The organism is Xanthomonas sp. NCPPB 2866 (assembly GCF_041475745.2).
GTDB lineage: Bacteria > Pseudomonadota > Gammaproteobacteria > Xanthomonadales > Xanthomonadaceae > Xanthomonas > Xanthomonas arboricola.
Genome location: NZ_CM192975.1, coordinates 4,816,217 through 4,839,407, shown reverse-complemented (window position 1 = coordinate 4,839,407; position 23,191 = coordinate 4,816,217). Strand labels below are relative to the sequence as shown.

Here is a 23,191-nt window from a genome sequence, read left to right as displayed (position 1 = left end):
GGCGCCGGCTTGGTTGTGAGTGCAGGGCTGGGGTAGGGCGCGTTGCTGCCGTGGGCTTCTTCGCCCGATGGGCTGATTGGAGCGCGCGCGGAGTGCGCCGGCGCTGGTTGTCCGCCAGGTGGTCGGGTGGCGGGTCGCCGTAGCAGCATCGGGATGGTCAGCCTTGTACCAACAGCATGGTTGCTGCAGCGTTCCGAGCCTTGCACACGCTCGGGACACCTGATGTGGATTTGGGCATTTGCACAAAAACCCGCGTCTGCCTGCTCGTAGACAGGCAGCAGGCTGACGATGCTTCCGGGAAAAAGCTCCAACTAGAATGCGCCGACCCCTGTGTGGTGCCGGTGCCAGCACTGCGCGCCGGTAGGCCCACCGACTGCTGGAGCGTGCAATGACCCAAGCCACCCGGCCACTGCCGCCCACCGATGGCATGGCCCCGACCTACCGCAAGATCCTGTGGCGGCTGATCCCGTTCCTGTTCGTCTGCTACCTGTTCAACTACCTGGACCGGGTCAACGTGGGCTTCGCCAAGCTGCAGATGCTCGGCGATCTGGGCATGAGCGAGACCGTGTACGGGCTGGGCGCGGGCATCTTCTTCATCGGCTACCTGGCCTGCGGGGTGCCGAGCAATCTGATCCTGCAGCGCATCGGTGCGCGCCGCTGGGTGGCGATCATGATGGTCAGCTGGGGCCTGCTGTCGACCTGCCTGATGTTCGTGCGCACGCCGGCCGGCTTCTACACCCTGCGCCTGCTCACCGGCGCGGCCGAGGCCGGCTTCTTCCCAGGCATCGTGCTGTACCTGACGCGCTGGTTTCCGCGCGCCCAGCATGGCCGGGTCATGACCGTCTTCATGTCGGCCATCCCGATCTCCGGCGTGCTGGGCGGGCCGTTGTCGGGCTGGATCCTCGGCCATTTCTCGGCCGGGCAGGGTGGCCTGGCCGGCTGGCAATGGATGTTCCTGCTGCAGGGCCTGCCGACCGTGCTGCTGGGCATCGGGGTGTGGTTCCTGCTCAGCGATGGCGTGCAGCAGGCCACCTGGCTGGACCCGCAGGAAAAGCAGGCACTGATCCGCGCGCTGGCCGCAGACGAAGCCGGCAAGCCGGCCGGCGCCTCCAGCTCGCTGGGCGCGGTGCTGCGCAATCCGGCGGTGTGGATGCTGGGCACGGTGTACTTCTGCATCCAGAGCGGGGTGTATGCGATCAACTTCTGGCTGCCTTCGATCATCCAGGGCAGCGGCGTCACCGACCCGACCCGGATCGGCCTGATGAGCGCCATTCCGTACCTGGCCGCAGCGGTGTTCATGCTGCTGATGGGCCGTTCGGCCGACCGCCGCCGCGAGCGCCGCTGGCACCTGGTGATCCCGTTGCTGATGGGGGCGGCCGGGCTATGCATCGCCGCCAGCGTCACCGACAACCTGGCTCTGGCCCTATTCGGCATGACCCTGGCCACGATGGGCGCGGTCAGTGGCTTGCCGCTGTTCTGGCCGCTGACCAACGGCTTTCTCACCGCCGCCGCCGCGGCTGGTGGGCTGGCGCTGATCAACTCCACCGGCCAGGTCGCCGGCTTCGTCAGCCCGTACCTGGTGGGCTGGATCAAGGACGCCACCCACAGCACCGAGCTGGCGCTGTATGTGCTGGCCGGGGCCATGCTGCTGGGCGCCGCGCTGGTGCTGCGGGTGCCGGCACGCGCGGTGAACCAGTGATGCGTCCGTCCCAGCGAGTGTGCCCATGAAGATCGTCATCGCCCCCGATTCCTACAAGGAAAGCCTGTCCGCGCTGGAGGTGGCCACCCAGATCGAGGCCGGCTTCCGCGAGGTGTTCCCCGACTGGCAGTACCGCAAGGTGCCGGTGGCCGATGGCGGCGAAGGCACTGTCGATGCGCTGGTGGCCGCCACCGGCGGGCGGGTGATCGACTGCACGGTCAGCGGCCCGCTCGGCACCCCGGTGCAGGCGTTCTTCGGCCTGACCGGCGACGGCCGCACCGCGGTGATCGAAATGGCCGCCGCCAGCGGCCTGGCACTGGTGCCGCCGGCCGAGCGCGCGCCGCTGCGCACCAGCACCGCGGGCGTGGGCGAGTTGATCCTGGCCGCGCTGGATGCCGGCGCGCGCCGCTTCATCATCGGCATCGGCGGCAGCGCCACCAACGACGGCGGCGCCGGCCTGGCGCAGGCGCTGGGCGTGCGGCTGCTGGATGCGCAGGGCGAGTCGATCGGCCCCGGTGGCGGCGCGCTGGCGACGCTGGCGCGGATCGATACCCAGGACCTGGACCGGCGGCTGCAGGACTGCCAGTTCGAAGTGGCCTGCGATGTGGACAACCCGCTGATCGGCCCGACCGGCGCTTCGGCGGTATTCGGCCCGCAGAAGGGTGCCACCCCCAGCATGGTGCGCCAGCTCGACAGCAACCTGCAGCGCTACGCCGATGTGCTGCAACGCGACCTGGGACTGCGCCTGCACGACCTGCCCGGCGGCGGTGCGGCCGGCGGCCTGGGCGCGGCGCTGGTGGCGTATCTGGGTGCGCAGTTGCGGCCCGGCGTGGAGATCGTGGCGCAGGCGCTCGGGCTGGATGCCCTGGTCGCCCAGGCCGATCTGGTCATCACCGGCGAAGGCCGCCTGGACAGCCAGAGCCTGCACGGCAAGACCCCGGTGGGCGTGGCGCGGCTGGCGCAGCGCCACGGCAAGCCAGTGATCGCCATCGCCGGTTGCCTGGGCAACGGCGCCGCGCTGCTGCATGGGCACGGCATCGACGCGATGTTTGCGGTGGTGCATCGCGCCTGCACGGTGGAGCAGGCGCTGGCCGAAGCCGCCAGCAACGTGCGCATCGCCGCACGCAATGTGGCCGCGGCGCTGCAGCTGGGCCAGGCCTTGGCGCAGTTGCCTGCGCGTGCAGCCACGCGCTGACGGCAGCGCGCGGGATGCCGTGCGCAGGCTGTGCCACGCGGTCGCCACGTGATCCACTGGCGCTGCCTGCCTGCCTGATGCATGCGCGCACAGGACGGGGCACCGCCATGCAGCACCGAACATGCCACCGTGTCCTCCCGCGATCGCGCCAACAGACCCCATGCTCACGCTCGACCGCACCCTGGCGCAGTCCATCGTCGACCGCGCGATGACCATCATCGACGGCAACGTCAATGTGATGGACCACACCGGCGTCATCATCGCCAGCGGCGAGCCGGCGCGCATCGGTCAGCTGCACGAGGGTGCGCTGCTGGTGCTGTCCAGGCAGGGCCGGGTGGAGATCGATGCGGCGCTGGCCCAGCAGCTGGATGCGGTTCGCCCGGGCGTCAACCTGCCGCTGATCGCCGATGGCCGCATCGTCGGCTGCGTCGGGTTGACCGGCGACCCGCAGCGGATCGGGCAACAGGCCGAACTGGTGCGCATGGCCGCCGAAGCGATGCTGGAACAGGCCGGCCTGCTGCGCCTGCTGGCCCGCGATGCGCGCCTGCGCGAGGAAGTCACGCTCGGCCTGATCCGCGCCGACGGGCCGACCCCGGCACTGGCCGGCTGGGCCGAACGCCTCGGCATCGCGCTCGACCTGCCGCGCGTGGCAGCGGTGATCGAAGTGGAAAGCGACACCCTCGACCTGGACGCGATGCTGGTGGAACTGCAGCGCCTGCACACGCTGCTGTCCACGCCCGAACGCGGCAACCTGATCGCCGCCACCGCGCTCAACGAACTGGTGGTGCTCAAGCCCGCACTGGACCGCCGCGGCCACTGGGATGTGGACCAACAACGCCGTCGCGCCCACACCTTGCTCGAGCGCATGCGCGCCAGCAGCCCGCTGCGGATCCGCCTCGCGCTTTGGCAGTATTTCCCGCAGCCCGGCGGGCTGGCGCTGTCGCACCAGATCGCGCGCACCACCATGCGTATCGGCAAGGCGCGCGCGCCGCAGGCCGATGCGTTCTTCTACGACGACCATCGCCTGCCGGTGCTGGTGGACGACCTGCGCCAGGCCTGGCAGGCCGACGAACTGCGCAAGCCGCTGCAGGCGCTGCTGGCACAGGATCGTCGCGGCGACCTGGTGCAGACCCTGTCGGTGTGGTTCGACGCCGGCATGCGCATGGCGCCCACCGCCAAGGCACTGGCCATCCACCGCAATACGCTGGATTACCGCATGCAGCGCATCGCAGAACTCTGCGGCGTGGACCTGCGCAATACCGACGACTGCGTGCGCCTGTATCTGGCCTTGCAGATGCGCGATGACACTGCGGCAAGCGGGACCGAGCCCATCCAGTGACGGAGCGTGTGGGCTGCGCACAAGGCATCTTCTGTGCGATGGCGCACGCAACGCTGCGTTAGCAGGTATGTTCGGTCCGCTAGACTGAGCGGATTGCCCGGGGGACCAAGCGAGCATTTCATTGAGCCACTGCGACGCCGTCGTGTCATCCACCTCCCGCGAGGCCGAGCGGCTGTCGCGTCTGGCGCTGTTGCAGGTCGTCGATACCGATGCCGAGCCGTTCTTCGATGCGCTGGCCGCCGCCGCGCAGGCGATCGCCGGCACGCCGATCGCGCTGGTGTCGCTGGTGGACGAACATCGCCAATGGTGGAAGGCCAATATCGGCCTGCCCGATGCCAGCGAAACCCCACGCGAACTCGCGTTCTGCGCCTACACCATCCAGGACGATGCGGTGATGGAAGTACGCGATGCGCCGGCCGATCCGCGCTTTCGCGACAATACGCTGGTCACCGATGCGCCGGGGATCCGTTACTACGCCGGTGCGCCGATCGTGTTGTCCGACGGCTTGCGCATGGGCACGGTGTGCGTGATCGACCAGCGCCCGCGCGCGCTGGAACCGGCGCAACTGGCCGCCTTGCAGCAGCTGGCCCGGGTTGCCGCCGAAGGCCTGGAGCAGCGCCGGCTGATGCTGGAACGCCAGGCCGCCAACGAACAGCTGCAGCAACGCCTGCGCGAGAGCGAGGCGTTCCTGGAGCGTACCGGCCGGGTTGCCGGCGTCGGCGGCTGGGAAGTGGACGTGGCCAGCGGCACCCTGACCTGGTCGGACCAGACCTGCCGGCTGCACGATCTGCCGGCCGGCTACCGGCCGACCCTGGCCGAGGGGATCGGCTTCTACCCGCTCGATGCGCGCGCGGTGATCACCGAGGCGGTCGAGGCCTGCGTGCGCGATGGCACGCCCTGGGATCTGGAACTGCCGCTGGTCAGCGCCACCGGCCGGCAGCTGTGGGTGCACAGCACCGGCTCGATGGAGCATGTGGACGGACGCACCCGCCTGATCGGCGCGATCCAGGACGTCACCGACCGCCATCGCGCGGTGGATGCGCTGGCCGCCAGCGAACGCAAGTTCCGCAACATGTTCCAGTACAGCCTGGGCCTGATCTGCACCCACGACATGGATGGCCGCCTGATCAGCGTCAATCCGGCCGCCGCGCGCTCGCTGGGCCGCAGCGTGGAGGGCATGGAAGGCCGCTCGTTGCTGGAATTCGTCCGCCCCGAGCTGCATGCCGCCCTGCACGGCTATCTGTCGCGGATGGTGCTCGACGGCCAGGACGCCGGCGTGATCGAACTGGTCGCCAGCGATGGCAGCCTGCGCCACTGGCAGTACCGCAACGTGCTGGACGTGGAGGCCGACGCCACCATCGTGCTGGCGCACGCCCAGGACATCACCAACCAGTACCATCAGGAGAAGCAGCTGCTGGAATGGTCGTTCACCGACCCGCTCACCAACTGCTACAACCGCCGCTTCCTGGACGAGCTCGACAAGCGCGATCCCAGCGTGCGCTGGGGCTGCATCGTGGTGGATCTGGACAAGTTCAAGCTGGTCAACGACACCCATGGCCACCAGCGCGGCGACGAGGTGCTGGTGCAGATGGCCTGGTTCCTCAACCAGCCGCTGCGCACCCAGGACCGCCTGGTCCGCCTGGGCGGCGACGAATTCCTGGTGCTGCTGCATCAACCCACCCAGCCGCAGCTGGCGGCCCTGGTGCGCGACTACATGGCCGCCATCGACGAGGCGCCAATCCGGTTCACCCTGGGCACCGCCCTGCGCAACGACGGCGAGGCGCTGGCGGCGGTGGTCGACCGCGCCGACCGTTCGCTGTACGCGCTACGCCGGGCGCGCCGCGGCACCGGCCTCAGCGACCAGCGTGAATAACGCGCGCTGCACCGCTGCAAGCGGCCACTGCCGAAGCTGATCGGCGGCTGACCCGTCTTCTGTCCGGCGCCTGCAAACGTGTCCGGTGAATACGCGATCGCCTATCATGTAACCGTTTTCAACTACATGGTTTGGAATGGACACCTTCGATCGCACCCAGCTCAGCCCCAAGTGGCAGTTCCGTTTCGATTTCTTCGACCGGCACGGTGGCCCCAAGGACCCCAGTTACAAGAACGCACTGAAGACCTTGAGCTTTGGTGAGAAGGTCAAGGTCGGCATGAACTTCTATGCCTTCTTCTTCGGCGTCATCTACTTTTTCATCATTGGCCTGTGGCGCAAGGCGTTGAGCCTGATCGGCATCAGCGTCGTGGTGAGCATCGTGGCCTCGTTCCTGCCGGCCGCGTTTCAGAATGTGCTGTGGCTGCCGCTGTCGTTGTTGACCGGCATGATCGCCAACTACGCCTATTACCTGGACAAGGTGAAGGGCAGCACCAGCTGGAACCCGTTCGAAGGCATGCGCTGGATCTGAGCAACTGCGTCACCGGCGCGTCGGCCCCTCCCGCCGCCACGCCAGCGTCGCCAAGCCCGGTCACTGACCGGGCTTTTTTTATGGGCCAACCAAGCCCCCGCGGACCAAGCCCCTCTTCCCCCCGTGGCGATAAGGCACAGCGTGCGCGCCACTGGCGCGCGCGCTTGGGAGCGCCCGCGCTGCCAGCGCGGGCCGGGGCGCAGAGCGGGGGAATGAGGTGAGGGTCCGGCCCCCTGATACGCGACACGCCCAGGCGCACCTCTCTCAACCAACCGCGCGCAACGCAGCCAAATCACCTCCAAGCAAGCTCATCCGTCAGCACAACTGACACGTTTCAAAACTGCAGCACCCCGTCACGCGCAACAGCCTGATTCAAAACGCCTAAACCACCGAAACACTGCCAAACCCCGCACACTTTGCTGCGCCGCGGTGTGCAGCCGCGGGTCGGGAATGCTTAATCTTTGCCAATCGATGACACAAACCGGTACCGGATTTAGATCGATCCAAGTACGCCATTCCCCCGCAAGTGTTTGAAAAAGAGAAAGTCTTTCCGTCGTACCACCGCCCTCGACGAGACGCTTCAATGACCGATTACCGCCGTTGTCGCCCGCAGCAGCTGCCCGTGCCGTGCTGCTCGCATTGCTGTCGCCCCTGTCCGACCTGGCACAGCAGGCCGGTGCCCCGCAACAACTCGATGCCGTCACCGTGACCGGTTCGCGCATCAAGCGCGTCCAGGCCGAAGGACCGGCGCCGGTGCAGATCATCGGGTCCGAGGAGATCCGCAGCCGCCTGTTCAGCCCGGTCGGACGCGAGATCGCGGCAGAATACGTGTTCGATTTCTGAGCCACTGCCAACCCGTCGCAAGCCGCCGTCAGGCGGGTATCGACCGATCGCCGCGTCCGGGCCGTCGGCACGCGTCATCCACCTGCGGCCTCGCCCGCTCTCTCCCCCGAGGTGTCCTGCATGCCCTTCGCCGTTGCATCCGATCGCTCTTCGTCGCATTTCCCATCAACGCCGCGGTGGCGCCGCGCCGCCGCCGGCCTGTGCCTGCTCGGCATGGCGGTATGCGCGCCGCTGGCCGCGCAGGACCCGGCGCAGGTCAACACCTTCATCGGCAGCAAGGACGACGGCAATACCTTCCCTGGTGCCTCGGCGCCGTTCGGCCTGGTCCAGGTCAGCCCGATCGGCGCGCACTACGCCGGCTGGCGCTACGACGACCCCAGCATCCGCGGCTTCGGCCATTCGTTCCTGTCCGGGGCCGGTTGCTGGGAGCAGGGCGGGCAGGTCTCGGTGCTGCCGGTCACCGGCCGCATCGGCCCAGGCGGCGACTTCGACACCGGCGACGCCAAGGCCTTCGACCAGAAACGCTACGCCGCCCGCTACACCCATGACGGCGAAGTCGGCCAGGCCGGCTACTACAAGGTGCGGCTGACCGACTACGGCGGCATCGACGCCGAAGCCACTGCGCTCACCCGCGCCGCCGCCGAGCGCTACACCTTTGCCCCCGGCGCCGACACCGGCCATGTGCTGGTCAACCTGGGCCAGGCCAACGACCGCCACGTGGTGATTGGCAGCCAGCTGCAGGTGGTCGGCGACCGCGTGGTCGAAGGCAAACTGACCACGCAAAGTTTCTGCGGCGGCCACGAATACACCACCTGGTTCCGGCTGGAATTCGACCGCCCGTTCACCGCGCACGGGGTGTGGGGCGAAGACGGCGGCGTGCCCGACGCGCGCCACGGCATGGGCGGCGAACTCAAGCCCAATGGTGCCTGGCTCAGTTTCCCGCTGGGCAACGACAAGAACGCGCGCGCAGTGACCGTGGTCAGCGCCATCTCGCACGTGGATGCCGAAGGTGCCCGCAACAACCTGCGCGCCGACGGCATGCTCGGCGGCAAGCTGCTGGGCCTGGAGCAGATGCGCCAGCGCGCGCAACAGGCCTGGCGCAAGCAACTGGCCAGCCTGCAACTGGATGGCGCCAGCAACGACGATCGCAGCGTGGCCTACACCGCGCTGTATCACGCCCTGCTGCAGCCGCTGACCGGCAGCGATGCCGATGGCCGCTATCGCGGCTTCGACGATGCGATCCACCGCGCCGATGGCTGGACCTACTACGAGTACTTCTCGCTGTGGGACACCTATCGCTCGCAGAACCAGCTGCTCGCCTTGCTGCAGCCGGCGCGCGCGCGCGACATCGGCCGCTCGCTGCTGGCGATCCATCAGCAAGGCGGCTGGCTGCCGCGCTGGGGCTATGCCAACTTCGATACCAACATCATGACCGGCGACCCGGTGACCCCGTTCCTGGTCGACCTGTGGCGCTTCGGCGCGCTGCAGGACAACCAGGCGCAGGCGTACGCAGCGCTGCGCCAGAACGCCTTCGAACAACCGCCAATCAACTCGCGCCACGCCGGCCGCTCCGGCAACGCCAGCTACCTGGCCAACGGCTTCGTGCAGTACGACCGCGCGTTTCCGTCCAAGGGCATGGACGTGGACCCGCACCACGGCGGTTCGGCCACGCTGGAATACGCGCTGGCCGACTGCGCGCTGGCGCAGATGGCGCAGGCGCTCGGCCACCCCGACGACAGCGCGCTGCTGCGCAAACGCGGCGGCAACTGGCACAACGTCTGGGACGCCGGCGTGCGCGATGCCGACACCGGCTTCGGCGGCTTTCCACGGCCCCGGCTGGAAGACGGCAGCTGGTACGCCCCCTCGGACGATCGCTACAGCCCGCGCTCGCAGCACGGCTTCCACGAAGGCACCGCCTGGCAATACCAGTGGCTGGTGCAGCAGGACATCCCCGGCATGCTGCAGGCCATGCATGGCAGCGAGCAGGCCGGCCAACGCCTGGATGCCTTCTTCGCCTACGACGACCTGCTGAAGGACCCGCTCAATGCCGCGCGTACGCACTGGGTGGTCGGCCCGTACAGCTACTACAACCAGTACCGCTACAACCCCAACAACGAACCGGACCTGCATGCGCCGTGGATGTACACGTTGATCGGCCAGCCATGGAAGACCGCCACCGTGGTGCGCGCCGCCCAGCAGCTGTTCACCAACGCGCCCAACGGCGTCACCGGCAACGACGACCTCGGCACGATGTCGGCCTGGTACCTGTTCAGCGCGCTGGGCCTGTATCCGGCGGTGCCGGGCAGCGGGCAGTTCCTGCTGCATGCCCCACGCTTCAAGCGGGCCACGCTGGACCTGGGCAACGGCAAGCGCCTGCGCATCGACGCCCCCGGCGCCGACGGCCGCGCGCTGCAATACGTGGACAGCGTGCGTTTCAACGGCGCACCGCAGCCCCGGGTGTTCCTGGACTGGGCCCAGCTGCAGCAGGGCGGCACGCTGTCGTTCGCGCTGACCAGGCAGCCCCCGACCCAGGGCTGGGGCACGCAGGCGGATGCACTCCCAACCTCGTTCTGCGCCACCCCTGCAGCCACGCCTTGAGCCAACGCTCCTCCCGGGGTTGCGGGGAATGCGAGGGAAAGCCCTGACGTTGCCGGAGCATGAGCTAAAGCCCCTCTCCTGCGGGGCGATAAGGCACAGCTTGCGCGCTACTGGCGCGCGTGCCTGGGAGCGCCCGCGCCTCATGCGTGGGCCGGGGCGCGGCGCGGGGGTGGGGTGAGGGTAGGGAGCGGAGCCCCTGACCAGGTTGGATAACACCAGGCGTCGCCCGTCCCCTCATCCAGCCCCTCGGGCCACCTTCTCCCGATGGGAGAGGGGAGTGGTCAGCGTGCATCCGCAAGCAGTCGTGCAGCACGGGACTACAACCGCCAGGACTTTCCCATCGACGATTCAAGCTTGAAGGCGCGTGGCGACGCGTCCGTCAGGCATGGCACTGAAAGATATCCGGGGCGCCCCTCATCCGGCCCTTCTGGCTACCTTCTCCCGATGGGAGATGGAACTACCCAACCTTCGCCAAGCGGCTATTCCGCCGCCCATACGCCACATACACCACCACACCCAGCACGTTCCACACCAGGAACCAGCCCTGCGTGGTGCTGGGCAGGCTCCAGAACAGGTACAGGCAGCCCAGGATCGCCACCGGCCCCACCACCCACGCTAGCGGCGTGCGGAAAGCCCGCGCACGCGTCGGCTCGCGCACGCGCAGCACCAGCAGGCACGCCGCCACTGCGGTGAACGCAGCCAGGGTGCCGGCGTTGGCCAATGCGGCAATTTCATCCAGGCGTGCCACACCGGCCAACGCGGCCACCAGCACCGCCGTGAACAGGGTGATCGCCACCGGCGTGCCGGTGCGCGCGTTGACCTTGGACAGGCCGCGCGGCAACAGGCCATCGCGCGACATCACGAAGAAGATGCGGCTCTGCCCGTACAGAAACGCCAGCAACACCGTCGGCAGCGCGATGATCGCCACCGCGCCGATCACCAACGCCGCCTTGCCGTGGCCGAGTTCGCGCATGATCAGCGCCAAGGGCTCGGGGCTCTTGCCGAACACGGTGAAGCTCATCGCGCCCACCGCCGACAACGCCACCAGCACATAGATCAGCGTGCAGCCGATCATCGAACCGACGATGCCGATCGACAGATCGCGGCCCGGGTTCTTGGTCTCCTCAGCCGCGGTGGAGATCGCATCGAAGCCATAGAACGCGAAGAAGATGATCGCCGCCGCCGCCATCACCCCGCGCTCCACGCCATCCGGGCCTGCGGTCTTGGGGAAGCCATACGGCATGAACGGCTGCAGGTTGGCACTGTCGAAGGCCGGCAACGCGATCGCCACAAACACGCCCAGCGCCACGATCTTCAGCACCACCAGCACCGCATTGAGCGTGGCGCTTTCCTTGGTGCCGGCCATCAGCATGCCGGCCACCAGGAAGGTGATCACCACCGCCGGCAGGTTGACGATGCCGCCGGCGTGCGGCCCGGCAACCAGGGCATGCGGCAGGTTGACACCCAACCACTGCAGGAAGCCGACGAAATAGCCCGACCAGCCCACCGCCACCGTGCTCACCACCAGCGAGTACTCCAGCACCAGGCTCCAGCCCACCACCCAGGCGATGCTCTCGCCGAGCGCGGTGTAGCTGTAGGTGTAGGCGCTGCCGGCGGCCGGCATCATCGTGGCCATCTCCGCATACGCCAGCGCCGCGCAGGCGCACACGATGCCGGCGGCCACAAACGACAGCAGCACCGCCGGGCCGGCCTTGTCCGCGCCCACCCCGATCAACGTATAGATGCCGGTGCCGACGATCGCGCCGATACCCAGCGCGATCAGATGCGGCCAACTCAGGCTGCGGACCAGTTGCCGACCGGCCTCGTGCACGGTGACCTGATCGATGGATTTGCGCCTGAGCCAAGACGACATGCGGACCTCGCGGGAATCAAAGAATTCCCGAGTGTCGCCCAACGCGCCGCAGCAAAGCTATCGGTCCAAGGTCATGCGTCGGCGCAGGCATGGCAGCGCAGGCACGCCCACCGCCTTCTGTGAGCCCGCGCCACACCTCGCCGTTCCCTGGTCAAACGCGACCGCCCCGCACAATCCCCGCTCACTCAACCGACGGGCGATGCGGTGGACGCACATTGCGATAGACCAACTGCACCGCCCATGCGCCCACCAGACCCACCGCACCGGCGGCAAAGTGGGTCCAGTCGAGCAGGCGTGGCGCCGCCCCGTTGGCATCATGCCCCCAGAAGTTGAACCACAGCAGCACCAATGCGGTAACCCCGATCCCGATCCAGAACCACAGCCGCGTGCCGCCGATCGCATAGAACCCGAACGGCAACGCCGCACCGATCAAGAAGTGCACCGGGAAGAAATACGCCGTGCCGTATGGCCGCATCAGGTACCACACGATTGCCGCAAAGCTGCCGAGAAACGCGAACAGGCCCAGCGCGAACAGACGGGTTTGGTTGGTGGCAGTGGTCATCAGCTGGCCTGGCAGGAACGAAGCCCCACCCTAGCCATGCGCAGGTCACGTTGAGGTCAATGCGCTGCGAGCAGCCTGCAACTCCATCACCGCGGCGGTGTCTGGCCCGCTTTGCGCAGCGGTTGCAGGCATCTGCGCGAAGTGGCCCCCGACGTGCTGCGTTGGCGCAGTGCGCGTCACCCAACTGCGCCCGGCAGCCGCCGCCGGCCGGCAAGCCGCTGACGCAGCCCCTGCGACCGGCCCGGCTACACTGCGCACATGTCATCCGAATCCCTGATCCTTCTCGGACTGCTCGTCGCAGTCCTGGTGTTGCAGCTGATCGCGCTGCTGCGACGTCCTTCCACCAGCGGCCTGGAGCTGGCGCTGCGCGCCGAGCAGCGCGACGGCCGCGGCGAATTGCGCGAGCAACTCGAAGGCCTGGCGCGGCAGCAGGACGGCCGCCTGGAAACCTTCGCGCGCAATCTCACCGAACTGTCCACGCGCACCGACCAGCGCCTGGACCTGCTGCGCGACGCGCTCGGCGAAGATGCCCGCAAGGCCCGCGAAGAAAGTGCCCTGGCGCAACAACGCACCGGCGAACTGCTGACGCTGCGGCTGACCGAATTGCGCACCCAGCTCGACGGCTTCGGCCAGCAGCAGGAAACTCGCATCCAGGTGTTCGGCCAGCAACTGACCGAGCTGATCGCACGCACCGACACCCACATGGCCGCCCTGCGCGACGCGCTGGCCGAAGACTCCCGCAAGGGCCGGCAAGAGGCCGGCGAGTCGCAGCAGCGCTTCACCGAGGCCTTGGGCCAACGTCTGACCGAACTCACCCAGCGCAACGAACTGCGCATCGGCGAAATGCGCGCCACGCTGGAACAACAGCTGGCCAACCTGCAGAACGACAACGCCAGCAAGCTCGAACTGATGCGCGCCACCGTCGACGAAAAACTGCAGACCACGCTCAACACACGCCTGGATGCCTCCTTCAAGCTCGTCTCCGAACGCCTGGAGCAGGTGCAGCGCGGCCTGGGCGAAATGCAGCAGCTGGCCACCGGCGTGGGCGATCTCAAGCGCGTGCTGACCAACGTCAAGGACCGCGGCGGCTGGGGCGAGGTGCAGCTGGAGAACATCCTCGAGCAGACGCTGACGATGGAGCAGTACGCGCGCAGCGTGCGGGTCAGGCCCGACAGCGCCGAAGCGGTGGATTTTGCGATCCGCCTGCCGGGGCGTGGCGACGACACCGTGGTGTGGCTGCCGGTCGATGCCAAGTTCCCGCGCGAGGACTACGAACGCCTGATCGATGCGCAGGAAAAGGGCGACCTGGATGCGATCAAGAATTCGACTGCCCAGCTGGAACGCGCCATCCGCATCCAGGCCAAGTCGATCAGCGACAAGTACGTCTGCCCGCCGCAGACCACCGATTTTGCGGTGATGTTCCTGCCGACCGAAGGCCTGTACGCCGAAGTGATCCGTCGCGCCGGCCTGGTCGACCTGCTGCAGCGCGAACATCGCGTGGTGCTGGCCGGCCCGACCACGTTCACCGCCCTGCTCAACAGCCTGCAGATGGGTTTCCGCACGCTGGCGATCGAGAAGCGCTCCAGCGAGGTCTGGCAGGTGCTTGGCGCGGTGAAGAGCGAGTTCGGCAAGTTCGCCGGCATTCTCGAAAAGGCCGAGCGGCAGATCAACACGGTCGGGAAGAGCCTGGGTGAAGCCAGCCGCAAGACCCGCACCATCGAACGCCGCCTGCGCGGCGTGGAAACCCTGGCCAGCGAACAGTCCCAGGCGCTGCTGGACGATCCCGGCAGCGACGACACCGGAAGCAGCAGCGACGACGACAGCAACGACGAGCAGGAGTAATCCGGCCGCAGACGGCGATGCCACACGCCATGACGTAGGAGCGCACCCGGGCGCGACCAGGCATTACCGATAACGCCTCATCGCGCCCGGGTGCGCTCCTACCAACGCAGGCCTCCTGCGCCGATAGCCAGCACGCCGCGCAGACATCGCCACCGCGATGCTGGTACCCACCTGGTTCAAGACGAGAGTTTCAACATGGCAAGCCGATGGATCCACGCAGTGCTCTGCGCGCTGCTGTTGACCGCATGCAGCAATACCCCGGCGACCAGGTCGGGCGCTGCGGCGGACGCCCCGCAGCCTCCGCGCGCCGTTTCCGCCGACGCTGCCGACTGCACGGCAAAGGGCGGGCAGCTGCGTCCGGTCGGCCGCATGCAGACGGTGCGTTGCGTGGTGCCGTACGCCGATGCCGGCAAGACCTGCAGTGACAACTCCGACTGCAGCGGCGATTGCCTGGCCACCAGCATCGTGCCGACCGGCACCGCGACCTCCGGCACCTGTCAGCGCGACAGCGACCGCTTCGGTTGCCGCCAGGAAGTGATTGGCGGCATGGGCCAGGCCGCGTTGTGCATCGATTGATGGCTGCGAACAGGGTCAAGCGCGCGCACAGGCCGATCAGTCGATCGGCCCGTGCGCGTCGCGTCAGATAACTGCAAGCGCCATGAGCCAGCGGCATCGCTCGCTCCACCCTGGCGGTTTATGCTCTCGGCTCCACCTGTCCAGGACGCACCGATGAGCCAGACGCTGTACGACATCCCTGTGGCCCGCATCGACGGTGAGCCCGCCACCCTGGCCGACTATCGCGGCAAGGTGTTGCTGGTGGTCAACGTCGCCTCCAAGTGCGGGCTGACCCCGCAGTACGAAGGCCTGCAGGCGCTGTATCGCGACAAGCAGGCACAGGGGCTGGAGGTGCTGGGCTTTCCGGCCAACGACTTCAACGGACAGGAGCCCGGCAGCGAGGCGGAGATTGCGCAGTTCTGCCAGCTCACCTACGACGTGAGCTTTCCGATGTTTTCCAAGATCGCCGTCACCGGCGCCGAAACCCATCCGCTGTATCAGGCATTGACCAATGCCCGCCCGCAGGCCACCGGCGACGGCCCGATGCGCGAAAAGCTGGCCGGCTACGGCATTACACCCAACCCGGCACCGGGCGTGTTGTGGAACTTCGAGAAATTCCTGATCGGCCGCGACGGCCAGGTCATCGATCGCTTTGCCCCCGACGTGCCGGCAGACGATGCGCGCCTGCGTGCAGCGGTGGATGCGGCGCTGGCGGCGTAGCACCTGGCGCGGTGGCGAAGTGATTTGATCCGCGTCGCTGCGATCGCTGTTTATATTGCCGGTGATCCGCGCCATCTAAGGGGAAGGCCTTGCCGGCGGAGTTCGCTCCACGCGAGATCGCGGCCCGGACGGTGCTCCAGCTACCCCAGCCGCCACCGTCAGCCGGAAGGCCGTAAAAGACCAGCGCACAAAAAAGCCCGGGATCGCTCCCGGGCTTTGTATTCATCCAAACCGCAAGCTCAACCGATCAACGGATCCACTGCGGGATCGGCATCGCATCCACCGGCACGGTGCTGTCCTTGTCCTCGCGCAGGTAGTCGGGCAACTCGTTGTCCTTCTCGCGATGGCTGCGCAGATCGCGCACGATCTGGTAGTTGCGGCGCTGCATCCACGCATCGCGGGTCAGCGCGTACTCGTCCGGTGCCTGGTCGCGCAGCGAATCCAGCGACATCAGTTGCGAGCGCGTATCCACCAGCTGCAGACCCTGCAAGGCGAAGCGCGCACCGCTGTCGTCGACCTGGCGCAACGGCGACAGCGGAATGTCGCCGCCCAGGCCGAAGGTATCGCGCACGGTGCGCGGGCCGAACAGCGGCAACTCGAAGTAGCGCGAATTGCGCCAGCCCCACACGCCCAGGGTCTGGCCGAAGTCTTCGCTGCGGCGCGGAATGCCGGCCGCGGAGGCCGGGTCGAACAGACCGGCCACGCCCAGTGTGGAATTCATCACGAAGCGGCCCAGCGACTGCACCGCATACACCGGATGGCCCTGCAGCAGCTGATTGACCATGGTCAGCGGCGTGCCGAGATTGTCGAAGAAGTTGGTCACGCCCAGGCGGGCCGGACGCGGCACCACCTTGGTATAGCCGGTGGCCAAGGGACGCGCCACGCCGCGGTCCACCGCCAGGTTGAAGCGGTGCATGCCGCGGTTGTAGCGCTCCCACGGATCGTAGGACGGCGCGTCACCGGGCTGTGCCGGTGCACCGTTGGCGCCGGCCTGCGGGGTGGTGGGGCCGTAGAGCGCAGCGAAGTCGTCCTCGGCCGAGGTAGGGGCACCGGCCGTGCCGGCATCGGCGCTGGTCTGCTCGGCAGGCGCCGCCGCGGTGGCCGGCAGGGCGTCGGGGGCGGCAAAGCCGGCGGCGGCCGGCTGCGCGGTCACACCGGCGTCGTCGCGTGCCGGCGCGGGCGTCGCATCCGGGGCGGGCGCGGCGGCGGCCGCAGGCGGTGCGGGCTTTGGAGCATGGCTGGCACAGGCGCCAAGCAGCAGGCAGGCCAACAGGGAAAGGGGGCGAAGCTGGGTCATGGGGTGGCGCTCAGGCCTGGAAATCGAAAGTAGGGGACAAACGGTAGGCGGCACGCAATTCGTCCAGACCGGACGCTTCACCCACCACCGTGACAGGACCGGCACCGCTGCTGCGCACACGCGCAGCCAGTTCGGCCAGCATCGCCACGCCGGCACTGTCCAGGCGTTGTACACCCGACAGGTCCAGCGTGCGAATGCCGTCCAGCTGCGCGATCGCCTGCGGCCAGGCCGCAGTTACCGCGTCGCGGTCGAGCACGCCGGTGAGTACCAGCGTGTCGCCATTGCGTTGCACGGAGCTGTTACTTGCCATTGGCCGGTGCCGGACCGACCTGCAGATTGCCGCTACGCAGCTCTGCGGCGACCTTGGCGATGCCCTTCTCGCGCAGCGGGCCGTCGAACTGGGTCTTGAAGGTCTGCACATAGGAGATGCCTTCGATCATCACATCGAAGATCTTCCACTGGCCACCGACGTTACGCATCATGTAGTCGACCGGGGTCGGGTCGTTGCCGGCGCGCATCAGGTCGGTGGAGACCTTGACGCCGCGGTTGCCCGGCAGCGCGCTTTCGGACTTGGCACGGAAGGTCGGCTTGCCTTCGAAGTTCAGCAGCGCGGTGCCGTAACGCTGCATCAGGTTGTCGGCCAGCGCATCGGCGAACAGCTTGACGTCCGCATCGGAGGCGCCACGGCCGTTGACGCCCAATACCAGGCGGGCCGAGTAGTCGCGGTCGAAGGCCTTGTTCAATTCGCCATTGATGTACTGGCGCAGGGCGGCAGGGTTGCTGCGGAACTCGGCGCGGCGCTGATCCAGCGTGCTCAGGATGCGGGTGCTGCTGTCGATGACGGTCTTGGTCGCCGCGCCCTGCGCGGGCGCGCTGGCGGCAGCCGGCTGCGCCAGCACGGTGGCCGGTGCGCACACCAGCAGGGTCGAGGCCAGGATGGCGGAAAGCAGGGTGGTCTTCATTGGTGTGGTTCCGTAGAGGGAGAAGCGGTCTGGGCCGGCGCCGGGGCCTGGCCATCGGTGGCGGCCGGGGCATTGCTGCCACCACCGCCACCACTGAACATGTACTTGCCGACCAGCTGCAGCAGATCCACCGCCGGCTGGGTGAAGCCGATTTCTTCGCCCGGCTTGAGCGTCTCCGGGTCGCCGCCCGGCTGCAGCCCGATATAGCTCTCGCCCAGCAAACCGCTGGTGAAGATGCCGGCCGAGGTGTCGGCGGGCAGATCCTTGTATTTGTTGTCCAGCGACAGGGTGACCACCGAGTCGAACTTGGTCGGGTCCAGGCTGATGTCGGACACCTTGCCGATGGTCACGCCGCCGATCTTCACCGGCGCCTGCGCCCGCAGCTGGCCGATCTGGCTGAAGCGTGCGGTCAGCGTGTACTGGCTGGAGCCGAAGCCCCAGCGCTGGTTGGTCGAGGCCACCGCCAGCACCAGCAGCGAGGCCAGGGTCAGCAGCAGAAAGGCGCCGACGGCGAATTCGAGTCGTGGTCCACGCATGGCCATAGTTATTCCACTCACCTAAACAACATTGCAGAAAGGACGAAGTTGAACATCAGCACCAGCAGCGAGGCGTTCACCACCGCACGGGTGGTGGCGATCGAGGTGCCTTCGATGGTCGGCTCGGCGTGGAAGCCCACGTAGGCGGCGACCAATGCGGCCGTGCCGCCGAAGATCGCCGACTTGAGCATCGCCACGCCGAAGTCGTCCCAGAAGTCCACGCTGTTGCTCAACCCCGACCAGAATGTGCCGTTGTCGATGCCCAACACGTGTACGGCCTCGAAGTAGCCGCCGGTGATGGCCAGCGAGCAGAACACGCCGGTGAGCAACGGCACCGTCAGCACCGCCGCCCAGAAGCGCGGTGCCACCGCCTTGGCCACCGGATCGATGGCCATCAGCTCCAGCGCCTTGATCTGGTCGGTGGCGCGCATCAGGCCAAGCTCGGCCGCGATCGAACTGCCGGCCCGGCCGATGAACAACAGCGCGGTCAGCACCGGTGCCAGTTCGCGGTACAGCGACAGCCCCAGCAAGGTGGACAGCGCATCCGACGCACCATAGGTGGTCAGCGTGCGGTAGCCCTGCAGGGTCAGCACCAGGCCGACGAAGGCGCCGCCGACGGCGATGATCGGCAGCGAGCGCGCACCGACCTTGTAGATCTCGCGCACCAGTTCGGCGATGAAGTCGCGCGTGGGCACCGAGCCACGCAGCACGGTCAGCGAGAACAGCCCGGCGCGGCCGAAGGCGCGGATCGAGTCGACCATGGCCATCAGGCAGCACTCCGGTCGCGCCGCGGCGCCGCATCGAAGGCGATCGGGCCATCCGGCTGGCCATGCAGGAACTGCTGCACCAGCGGGTCGGTGCTGTCCTGCAACTGCTCGGGCGTGCCGGCGAACACGATGCCGCCATTGGCGATGACCACGGCCTGGTCGCTGATCGGCAGGGTTTCGTGCACGTGGTGACTGACGATGATGCTGGTCAGGCCAAGGCTGTCGTTGAGGCGCTGGATCAGGCTCATGATCACGCCCGAGGCGATTGGGTCCAGCCCGGTCAGCGGTTCGTCGTAGATCATCAGCGGCGGGTCCAGTGCCAGCGCCCGCGCCAACGCCACACGCCGCGCCATGCCGCCGGACAGTTCGCGCGGCCAGGCATCGGCGGCGGCCAGCAGGCCCACCGCATGCAGCTTCATCTGCACCAGGCGCTGCAGCACCGGCGCTGGCAGGCGAGTGTGGGTGCGCAGCGGCAGCGCGACGTTGTCGGCCACGCTCAGGTCGGTCAGCAGGCCATTGCCCTGCAGCAGCACGCCGACATTGCGACGCATCTCCAGCAGTGCACGGTTGCCGTGCGGGATCGCGCTGCCGAACAGGGTGACCGAGCCGGCGACCGGACGCAGCTCACCGGTCAGTGCGGCCAGCAAGGTGGACTTGCCGCTACCGGAAGGACCGAGCACGGCCGTGATGCTGCCGCGCGGCACATCGAGCGAGACGTCGCGCAGGATCGTGCGACCGCCGCGATCGATGCGGACACCGGACAACTGCACGACAGGGGATGCGGACGCCGTCATCGAAGCCTTTAACAGAATTCCAACGCGATAGAGTAGCCGTCATCCGGCTGAACATAACCGAACCGGCGCGTGCAGTATTGTCGCATGACGCCTGTACTGCAGCAGACGCGTCACCGCCGGCGCGTATGCAACAGGCCGTCTCATGCATGACGCAATGCAATCTTCGAACGCGCAGGTGTTGTGGCAGGTATGCCCTACGTGGATGATCGGATTCCCAGCCGACCATGAGCACAAAATGGACTTACTGACCCTGGAGCACTTTGCAGGCAGCGTCAACGACACGTTCTCGGCTGCATTGAACGAAGGCGAGGTTCCATTCGTGCTGGTCGAGGCGCGCGCGCTGCCCACCACGCACGCGGTGCATCGCGCGCCATTCTCGCTGCTGTTCCGCAACAGCTCGGCATTTCTGTTTCCGCAGCAGACCTATCGGTTACGTCACACGCGGCTGGGCGAGATCGGCATCTTCCTGGTGCCGGTGGCGCGCGAGCGCGACGGGTTTCTGTATCAGGCCGTTTTCAACTGAGCGCGTTCAACTGCGGTGCTTGGGAAAATGCCAGTGCATCTGCAGATGCGTCTGGTTGCTCATGCCCGTGACGAAACCGTGGCGGACATACAGTCGCTGCGCGGCGGGGTTTGAGTGCAGCACATGCAGTGACAGTCCGCATCCCGCCTCTCGCGCAATCGCTTGCGCGTAGGCGAGCAGTTGCGAGCCGATGCCCTGGCCGCGCCAGTCCGGCAGCAGGCTGATATCCACCAGCGTAAGTTGCGTGGCAGCGCGGTGCAGATACAGGCGCCCGATACGCAGGTCATTGGCCTGGACGATCAGAAAGTCGCCGCCTTCAAAATGTTGCTGGTAGTGCGCGCGCTGCAGCGCAAACTGCTGCTGAAGAAAGGCACGTTTGCTCGCCTCCGGCCACGGTACCGGTGCCAGCTCGTCGCTGCGGGTACTGGCATAAAGCGCCTGCAGCCACGCGATGTCGGCTGGCTGCTCGGGGCGCAGCGCAAGATCCACCGCGCCCCGACTAGCGGTAGCGCTCGTTACCAACTGCATCTTCATCGCCGCCTCTGCAACGCGCCCGGGTGACGGCAGCTCAGTTGAACGCCGGATAGTTGCCCTGCAGCGCGATGCAGAAGTTCACTGCGAGATAGGGCTGCCGGTTCTCGTGCGCCTGGCCGGTGCCGGTGGGCAGCAACATGGTCGGGGAGAATTGTTTGTCCGGCGCAACCGCCAGGAATGGACGCTCTGTGTTGACGTTCAGCGACGACAGCGCCACACCGTTGGCCGGCGTGCCGGTCTTCTTGGTCGCGTCCGACTGCGAGTACGCGTTGATGCCATGTTGGTGCATCGGGATCTGCGTGCTCAGCAGGCTTTCCGAGGCGGAGCCGAAGTTGCTGCCCAGCGTGTGCGGGGTCAGTCCGGGCCCTGCGCCCTGATGGCAACCGGCGCGTGCGGAAAAGTTCGGCAACTGGAAGGTGCTGCTGCCGTTGCCGCCATAGGCCACGCCAAGCAGGGAGTACAGCGTGGTGTTCTGCGTGATCGGCAGCGTGGCGCCGTTGCAGAAGGCCCAGCCGTAAGGGTTGTAGTCGAAGCCGAACAACTGGATTTCGCCGATATAGGGTTCGGTCATGAGCGGATTCCTTCGATGCAGCGGATGCGTGCCGCAGCCATGTCGGCGCGGCGCATGGGATCAGGCCTGTTGCGGGAAGATGCCGGTGGTGGCGATGCAGTACTGCACCGTCAGCGTCGGCATGAGGTTGTCGTGTGGCTGGTTGCCGCCGGCGAACGAGGTGCTCTGCGCGGACATTGCCAGCGTGGTGCTGCCGGTGGTGTCGCTTGCGTAGAACAGGCTGCCGTTGACCGTGCCTGGCAGCAGACCGGCTGGTGCGGTGGCGGTCGCTGCCGCGGTGGTGGCCTGGGCGGTGTGCGTGTGCGCCGGCATCTGCGGTTCGGTCAATGTCACCGTCTCGGTGCCGGAGCGCTGGGAGAGCACGTAGTTGCTCAGGCCCGGTCCCTGACCCTGATGGATCGGCAGGCGGCCGCGCAGATCCGGCACGGCGAAGGTGCTGGTGCCATTGCCGCCGTAGACGGTGCCGAGCAGGACATACAACGGTTCGTAGTCGGAGATCTGCAACAGCGAGCCGTCGCACGCCTGCCAACCCTGTGGTGTGCGGCCGAAGCCGAACATGCGGATTTCGCCGATGAAGGGAGTACCCATGAAATTCTTCCTGGTCGATGGGGCGTCGTACGCAAGGCTGCGTACGACGGCGCCCCCGGATACGGATGCGCCTAGCTGCGCGAAGGGAAGATGCCGGACAGCGCGATGCAGAAATTGATCGTGGTGTACGGCTGCAGATTCGGATGCGCCTGGCTGCCGCCGCTGCTGGCGACGGTGGACTGCGACAGCGGCACCATCGCGCCGGGCGCGCCGTACAACGCGTGTGGGGTCCCGGCATTCATGCTGTTGTTCGCGAACAGGCGGCCGGTCGGCGTGCGGTTGTCGCCGTTGGCGCTGCTGCAATCCATCAGGTGGGTGTGCGGGGGCAGGTTGTCCACCACCAGCGTCACCGTCTCCGCGCCTGCCGCCTGGCCCATGGGAGCGGCGGTCGGCTGCCAGTTCGGATCCGCCGACGGCCCATAGCCCATCGGGGTGCGCCCACGCATGTCCGGCAAGCCGAACGTGGTTTTGCCGTCGCCGCCGAAGCGCGTGCTGAGCAGACTGAACAGGGCCTGGTTCTGATTGATCGGCAGCAATTGCCCGTTGCACTGCGCAAAATACTTCGGCGCAAATGCGAAACCGGTCAGCATGATCTGACCGATGAAGAACTCGCTCATGCAGCTCTCCCTACGTAGGTACGTCACCGACCGACTGTCGGAGACTGCCGTACTGATACCTGCCGAGATTGCATACCACAAGCCACCAGCGTCCAAAACTGGGATGAAGTATTAATTTTTCATTCTTTAACTGGCAGTCAGTTCCTGTTTAAATGGCGCCGCAGTCCAACCGTATGCCTGCGCAGGCATCGCGTTGAGCTGATCCGAGGCACCAGGACCGTTGCCGACGCCATTGGGGTGGCGTGTTTTTGGGGGAAAACATGATGTCTACGACTTTTACCGCCGTGGGTGGCGTGCGTCCGCTGTTGCGCTGGATATTGGCGCTGTTGCTGTTGGCGACCTCTCACGTTGCCCTGGCGGCCTATTGCACAAGC

General features: G+C 67.2%; 23 protein-coding genes. 11 read left to right on the top strand and 12 right to left on the bottom strand.

The window, feature by feature from the left end; translation table 11 throughout:
• Positions 1–388 precede the first annotated feature (388 nt).
• The 7 genes from ACCQ04_RS20505 (at position 389) to ACCQ04_RS20475 (ending at position 10,076) form a co-directional block, all read left to right on the top strand.
• Positions 389–1,699 carry an MFS transporter gene (locus tag ACCQ04_RS20505; protein ID WP_226427978.1) on the top strand — a complete coding sequence of 437 codons (1,311 nt, stop codon included), beginning with the start codon at positions 389–391 and terminating at the stop codon, positions 1,697–1,699.
• Between the two features lie 25 nt (positions 1,700–1,724).
• The gene (locus tag ACCQ04_RS20500; protein ID WP_226427977.1) at positions 1,725–2,894 is read left to right on the top strand and encodes a glycerate kinase; all 1,170 of its coding nucleotides are present in this window, start codon (positions 1,725–1,727) and stop codon (positions 2,892–2,894) included.
• 160 nt (positions 2,895–3,054) lie between these two features.
• Entirely contained in the window at positions 3,055–4,233 is a 1,179-nt protein-coding gene (locus tag ACCQ04_RS20495; protein WP_226427976.1) for a sugar diacid recognition domain-containing protein, read from the top strand.
• A 142-nt stretch (positions 4,234–4,375) separates the two neighbouring features.
• Positions 4,376–6,106, top strand: a complete 1,731-nt coding sequence (locus ACCQ04_RS20490; protein ID WP_372358619.1) for a sensor domain-containing diguanylate cyclase — start codon at positions 4,376–4,378, stop codon at positions 6,104–6,106.
• A gap of 136 nt (positions 6,107–6,242) precedes the next feature.
• Positions 6,243–6,635: a DUF2628 domain-containing protein gene (locus tag ACCQ04_RS20485; RefSeq protein ID WP_016902101.1), complete on the top strand. Its 393-nt coding sequence runs from the start codon at positions 6,243–6,245 to the stop codon at positions 6,633–6,635.
• A gap of 627 nt (positions 6,636–7,262) precedes the next feature.
• On the top strand, positions 7,263–7,478 hold the full coding sequence (locus tag ACCQ04_RS20480) for a hypothetical protein (protein WP_179464146.1): 216 nt from the start codon (positions 7,263–7,265) through the stop codon (positions 7,476–7,478).
• 120 nt (positions 7,479–7,598) lie between these two features.
• Positions 7,599–10,076, top strand: coding sequence for a GH92 family glycosyl hydrolase (locus ACCQ04_RS20475; protein WP_226427974.1), 2,478 nt, complete (start codon positions 7,599–7,601; stop codon positions 10,074–10,076).
• 457 nt (positions 10,077–10,533) lie between these two features.
• Here the strand turns inward: ACCQ04_RS20475 and ACCQ04_RS20470 are convergent, their stop codons facing one another.
• Both ACCQ04_RS20470 and ACCQ04_RS20465 read right to left on the bottom strand, forming a co-directional pair.
• Positions 10,534–11,949: an amino acid permease gene (locus tag ACCQ04_RS20470; RefSeq protein ID WP_039518183.1), complete on the bottom strand. Its 1,416-nt coding sequence runs from the start codon at positions 11,947–11,949 to the stop codon at positions 10,534–10,536.
• A 181-nt stretch (positions 11,950–12,130) separates the two neighbouring features.
• Positions 12,131–12,511 (bottom strand): hypothetical protein, encoded by a 381-nt coding sequence (locus ACCQ04_RS20465; RefSeq protein WP_016902107.1) that lies wholly within the window; start codon positions 12,509–12,511, stop codon positions 12,131–12,133.
• Positions 12,512–12,769: 258 nt separating this feature from the next.
• On the opposite strand from ACCQ04_RS20465, the gene ACCQ04_RS20460 reads away from it, so the two are divergent.
• From ACCQ04_RS20460 to ACCQ04_RS20450, 3 genes are all read left to right on the top strand, one after another.
• Positions 12,770–14,353, top strand: coding sequence for a DNA recombination protein RmuC (locus tag ACCQ04_RS20460; protein ID WP_226427973.1), 1,584 nt, complete (start codon positions 12,770–12,772; stop codon positions 14,351–14,353).
• Positions 14,354–14,524: 171 nt separating this feature from the next.
• Positions 14,525–14,929 carry a hypothetical protein gene (locus ACCQ04_RS20455; RefSeq protein WP_209272085.1) on the top strand — a complete coding sequence of 135 codons (405 nt, stop codon included), beginning with the start codon at positions 14,525–14,527 and terminating at the stop codon, positions 14,927–14,929.
• Positions 14,930–15,082: 153 nt separating this feature from the next.
• Positions 15,083–15,628, top strand: a complete 546-nt coding sequence (locus ACCQ04_RS20450; RefSeq protein ID WP_024939178.1) for a glutathione peroxidase — start codon at positions 15,083–15,085, stop codon at positions 15,626–15,628.
• Positions 15,629–15,875: 247 nt separating this feature from the next.
• Here ACCQ04_RS20450 and ACCQ04_RS20445 read toward each other — a convergent pair whose 3' ends face one another.
• Genes ACCQ04_RS20445 through ACCQ04_RS20420 form a run of 6 tightly spaced genes read right to left on the bottom strand, consistent with a single transcriptional unit; the run spans position 15,876 to position 19,984 of the window.
• On the bottom strand, positions 15,876–16,925 hold the full coding sequence (locus ACCQ04_RS20445; RefSeq protein WP_047129784.1) for an MlaA family lipoprotein: 1,050 nt from the start codon (positions 16,923–16,925) through the stop codon (positions 15,876–15,878).
• 10 nt (positions 16,926–16,935) lie between these two features.
• Positions 16,936–17,235 carry an STAS domain-containing protein gene (locus ACCQ04_RS20440; protein ID WP_016902122.1) on the bottom strand — a complete coding sequence of 100 codons (300 nt, stop codon included), beginning with the start codon at positions 17,233–17,235 and terminating at the stop codon, positions 16,936–16,938.
• Entirely contained in the window at positions 17,225–17,887 is a 663-nt protein-coding gene (locus tag ACCQ04_RS20435) for an MlaC/ttg2D family ABC transporter substrate-binding protein (protein WP_016902124.1), read from the bottom strand. The genes ACCQ04_RS20440 and ACCQ04_RS20435 overlap by 11 nt, the downstream gene beginning before the upstream one ends.
• The gene (gene mlaD, locus ACCQ04_RS20430) at positions 17,884–18,429 is read right to left on the bottom strand and encodes an outer membrane lipid asymmetry maintenance protein MlaD (RefSeq protein ID WP_016902127.1); all 546 of its coding nucleotides are present in this window, start codon (positions 18,427–18,429) and stop codon (positions 17,884–17,886) included. Before mlaD ends, ACCQ04_RS20435 begins: the two co-directional genes overlap by 4 nt.
• Positions 18,430–18,440: 11 nt before the next feature.
• Entirely contained in the window at positions 18,441–19,190 is a 750-nt protein-coding gene (locus ACCQ04_RS20425) for an MlaE family lipid ABC transporter permease subunit (RefSeq protein ID WP_016902129.1), read from the bottom strand.
• The gene (locus tag ACCQ04_RS20420; protein WP_102257241.1) at positions 19,190–19,984 is read right to left on the bottom strand and encodes an ABC transporter ATP-binding protein; all 795 of its coding nucleotides are present in this window, start codon (positions 19,982–19,984) and stop codon (positions 19,190–19,192) included. The genes ACCQ04_RS20425 and ACCQ04_RS20420 overlap by 1 nt, the downstream gene beginning before the upstream one ends.
• 235 nt (positions 19,985–20,219) lie before the next feature.
• Between ACCQ04_RS20420 and ACCQ04_RS20415 the strand changes: the two genes are divergently transcribed.
• Positions 20,220–20,507 (top strand): DUF6916 family protein, encoded by a 288-nt coding sequence (locus tag ACCQ04_RS20415; protein WP_016902133.1) that lies wholly within the window; start codon positions 20,220–20,222, stop codon positions 20,505–20,507.
• A gap of 6 nt (positions 20,508–20,513) precedes the next feature.
• Here the strand turns inward: ACCQ04_RS20415 and ACCQ04_RS20410 are convergent, their stop codons facing one another.
• The 4 genes from ACCQ04_RS20410 to ACCQ04_RS20395 form a co-directional block, all read right to left on the bottom strand.
• A complete protein-coding gene (locus tag ACCQ04_RS20410; RefSeq protein WP_226427972.1) occupies positions 20,514–21,041 on the bottom strand; it encodes a GNAT family N-acetyltransferase in 528 nt (175 codons plus the stop codon).
• Positions 21,042–21,075: 34 nt separating this feature from the next.
• The gene (locus ACCQ04_RS20405) at positions 21,076–21,612 is read right to left on the bottom strand and encodes a phage tail protein (protein WP_054592473.1); all 537 of its coding nucleotides are present in this window, start codon (positions 21,610–21,612) and stop codon (positions 21,076–21,078) included.
• Positions 21,613–21,672: 60 nt separating this feature from the next.
• Positions 21,673–22,200: a phage tail protein gene (locus tag ACCQ04_RS20400; protein WP_046345174.1), complete on the bottom strand. Its 528-nt coding sequence runs from the start codon at positions 22,198–22,200 to the stop codon at positions 21,673–21,675.
• Positions 22,201–22,271: 71 nt separating this feature from the next.
• Positions 22,272–22,817 carry a phage tail protein gene (locus ACCQ04_RS20395; RefSeq protein ID WP_046345173.1) on the bottom strand — a complete coding sequence of 182 codons (546 nt, stop codon included), beginning with the start codon at positions 22,815–22,817 and terminating at the stop codon, positions 22,272–22,274.
• Positions 22,818–23,191 lie beyond the last annotated feature (374 nt).

Bases quoted from the DNA above. Each gene is read 5' to 3' on its own strand.
- ACCQ04_RS20475 (WP_226427974.1), top strand. From the start codon at position 7,599: ATGCCCTTCGCCGTTGCATCCGATCGCTCTTCGTCGCATTTCCCATCA.
- ACCQ04_RS20415 (WP_016902133.1), top strand. From the start codon at position 20,220: ATGGACTTACTGACCCTGGAGCACTTTGCAGGCAGCGTCAACGACACG.
- ACCQ04_RS20500 (WP_226427977.1), top strand. From the start codon at position 1,725: ATGAAGATCGTCATCGCCCCCGATTCCTACAAGGAAAGCCTGTCCGCG.
- ACCQ04_RS20465 (WP_016902107.1), bottom strand. From the start codon at position 12,511: ATGACCACTGCCACCAACCAAACCCGTCTGTTCGCGCTGGGCCTGTTC.
- ACCQ04_RS20395 (WP_046345173.1), bottom strand. From the start codon at position 22,817: ATGAGCGAGTTCTTCATCGGTCAGATCATGCTGACCGGTTTCGCATTT.
- ACCQ04_RS20440 (WP_016902122.1), bottom strand. From the start codon at position 17,235: ATGGCAAGTAACAGCTCCGTGCAACGCAATGGCGACACGCTGGTACTC.
- ACCQ04_RS20410 (WP_226427972.1), bottom strand. From the start codon at position 21,041: ATGAAGATGCAGTTGGTAACGAGCGCTACCGCTAGTCGGGGCGCGGTG.
- ACCQ04_RS20470 (WP_039518183.1), bottom strand. From the start codon at position 11,949: ATGTCGTCTTGGCTCAGGCGCAAATCCATCGATCAGGTCACCGTGCAC.
- ACCQ04_RS20495 (WP_226427976.1), top strand. From the start codon at position 3,055: ATGCTCACGCTCGACCGCACCCTGGCGCAGTCCATCGTCGACCGCGCG.
- ACCQ04_RS20505 (WP_226427978.1), top strand. From the start codon at position 389: ATGACCCAAGCCACCCGGCCACTGCCGCCCACCGATGGCATGGCCCCG.
- ACCQ04_RS20420 (WP_102257241.1), bottom strand. From the start codon at position 19,984: ATGACGGCGTCCGCATCCCCTGTCGTGCAGTTGTCCGGTGTCCGCATC.
- ACCQ04_RS20445 (WP_047129784.1), bottom strand. From the start codon at position 16,925: ATGACCCAGCTTCGCCCCCTTTCCCTGTTGGCCTGCCTGCTGCTTGGC.
- ACCQ04_RS20450 (WP_024939178.1), top strand. From the start codon at position 15,083: ATGAGCCAGACGCTGTACGACATCCCTGTGGCCCGCATCGACGGTGAG.
- ACCQ04_RS20405 (WP_054592473.1), bottom strand. From the start codon at position 21,612: ATGACCGAACCCTATATCGGCGAAATCCAGTTGTTCGGCTTCGACTAC.
- mlaD (WP_016902127.1), bottom strand. From the start codon at position 18,429: ATGGCCATGCGTGGACCACGACTCGAATTCGCCGTCGGCGCCTTTCTG.
- ACCQ04_RS20485 (WP_016902101.1), top strand. From the start codon at position 6,243: ATGGACACCTTCGATCGCACCCAGCTCAGCCCCAAGTGGCAGTTCCGT.
- ACCQ04_RS20400 (WP_046345174.1), bottom strand. From the start codon at position 22,200: ATGGGTACTCCCTTCATCGGCGAAATCCGCATGTTCGGCTTCGGCCGC.
- ACCQ04_RS20435 (WP_016902124.1), bottom strand. From the start codon at position 17,887: ATGAAGACCACCCTGCTTTCCGCCATCCTGGCCTCGACCCTGCTGGTG.
- ACCQ04_RS20425 (WP_016902129.1), bottom strand. From the start codon at position 19,190: ATGGCCATGGTCGACTCGATCCGCGCCTTCGGCCGCGCCGGGCTGTTC.
- ACCQ04_RS20460 (WP_226427973.1), top strand. From the start codon at position 12,770: ATGTCATCCGAATCCCTGATCCTTCTCGGACTGCTCGTCGCAGTCCTG.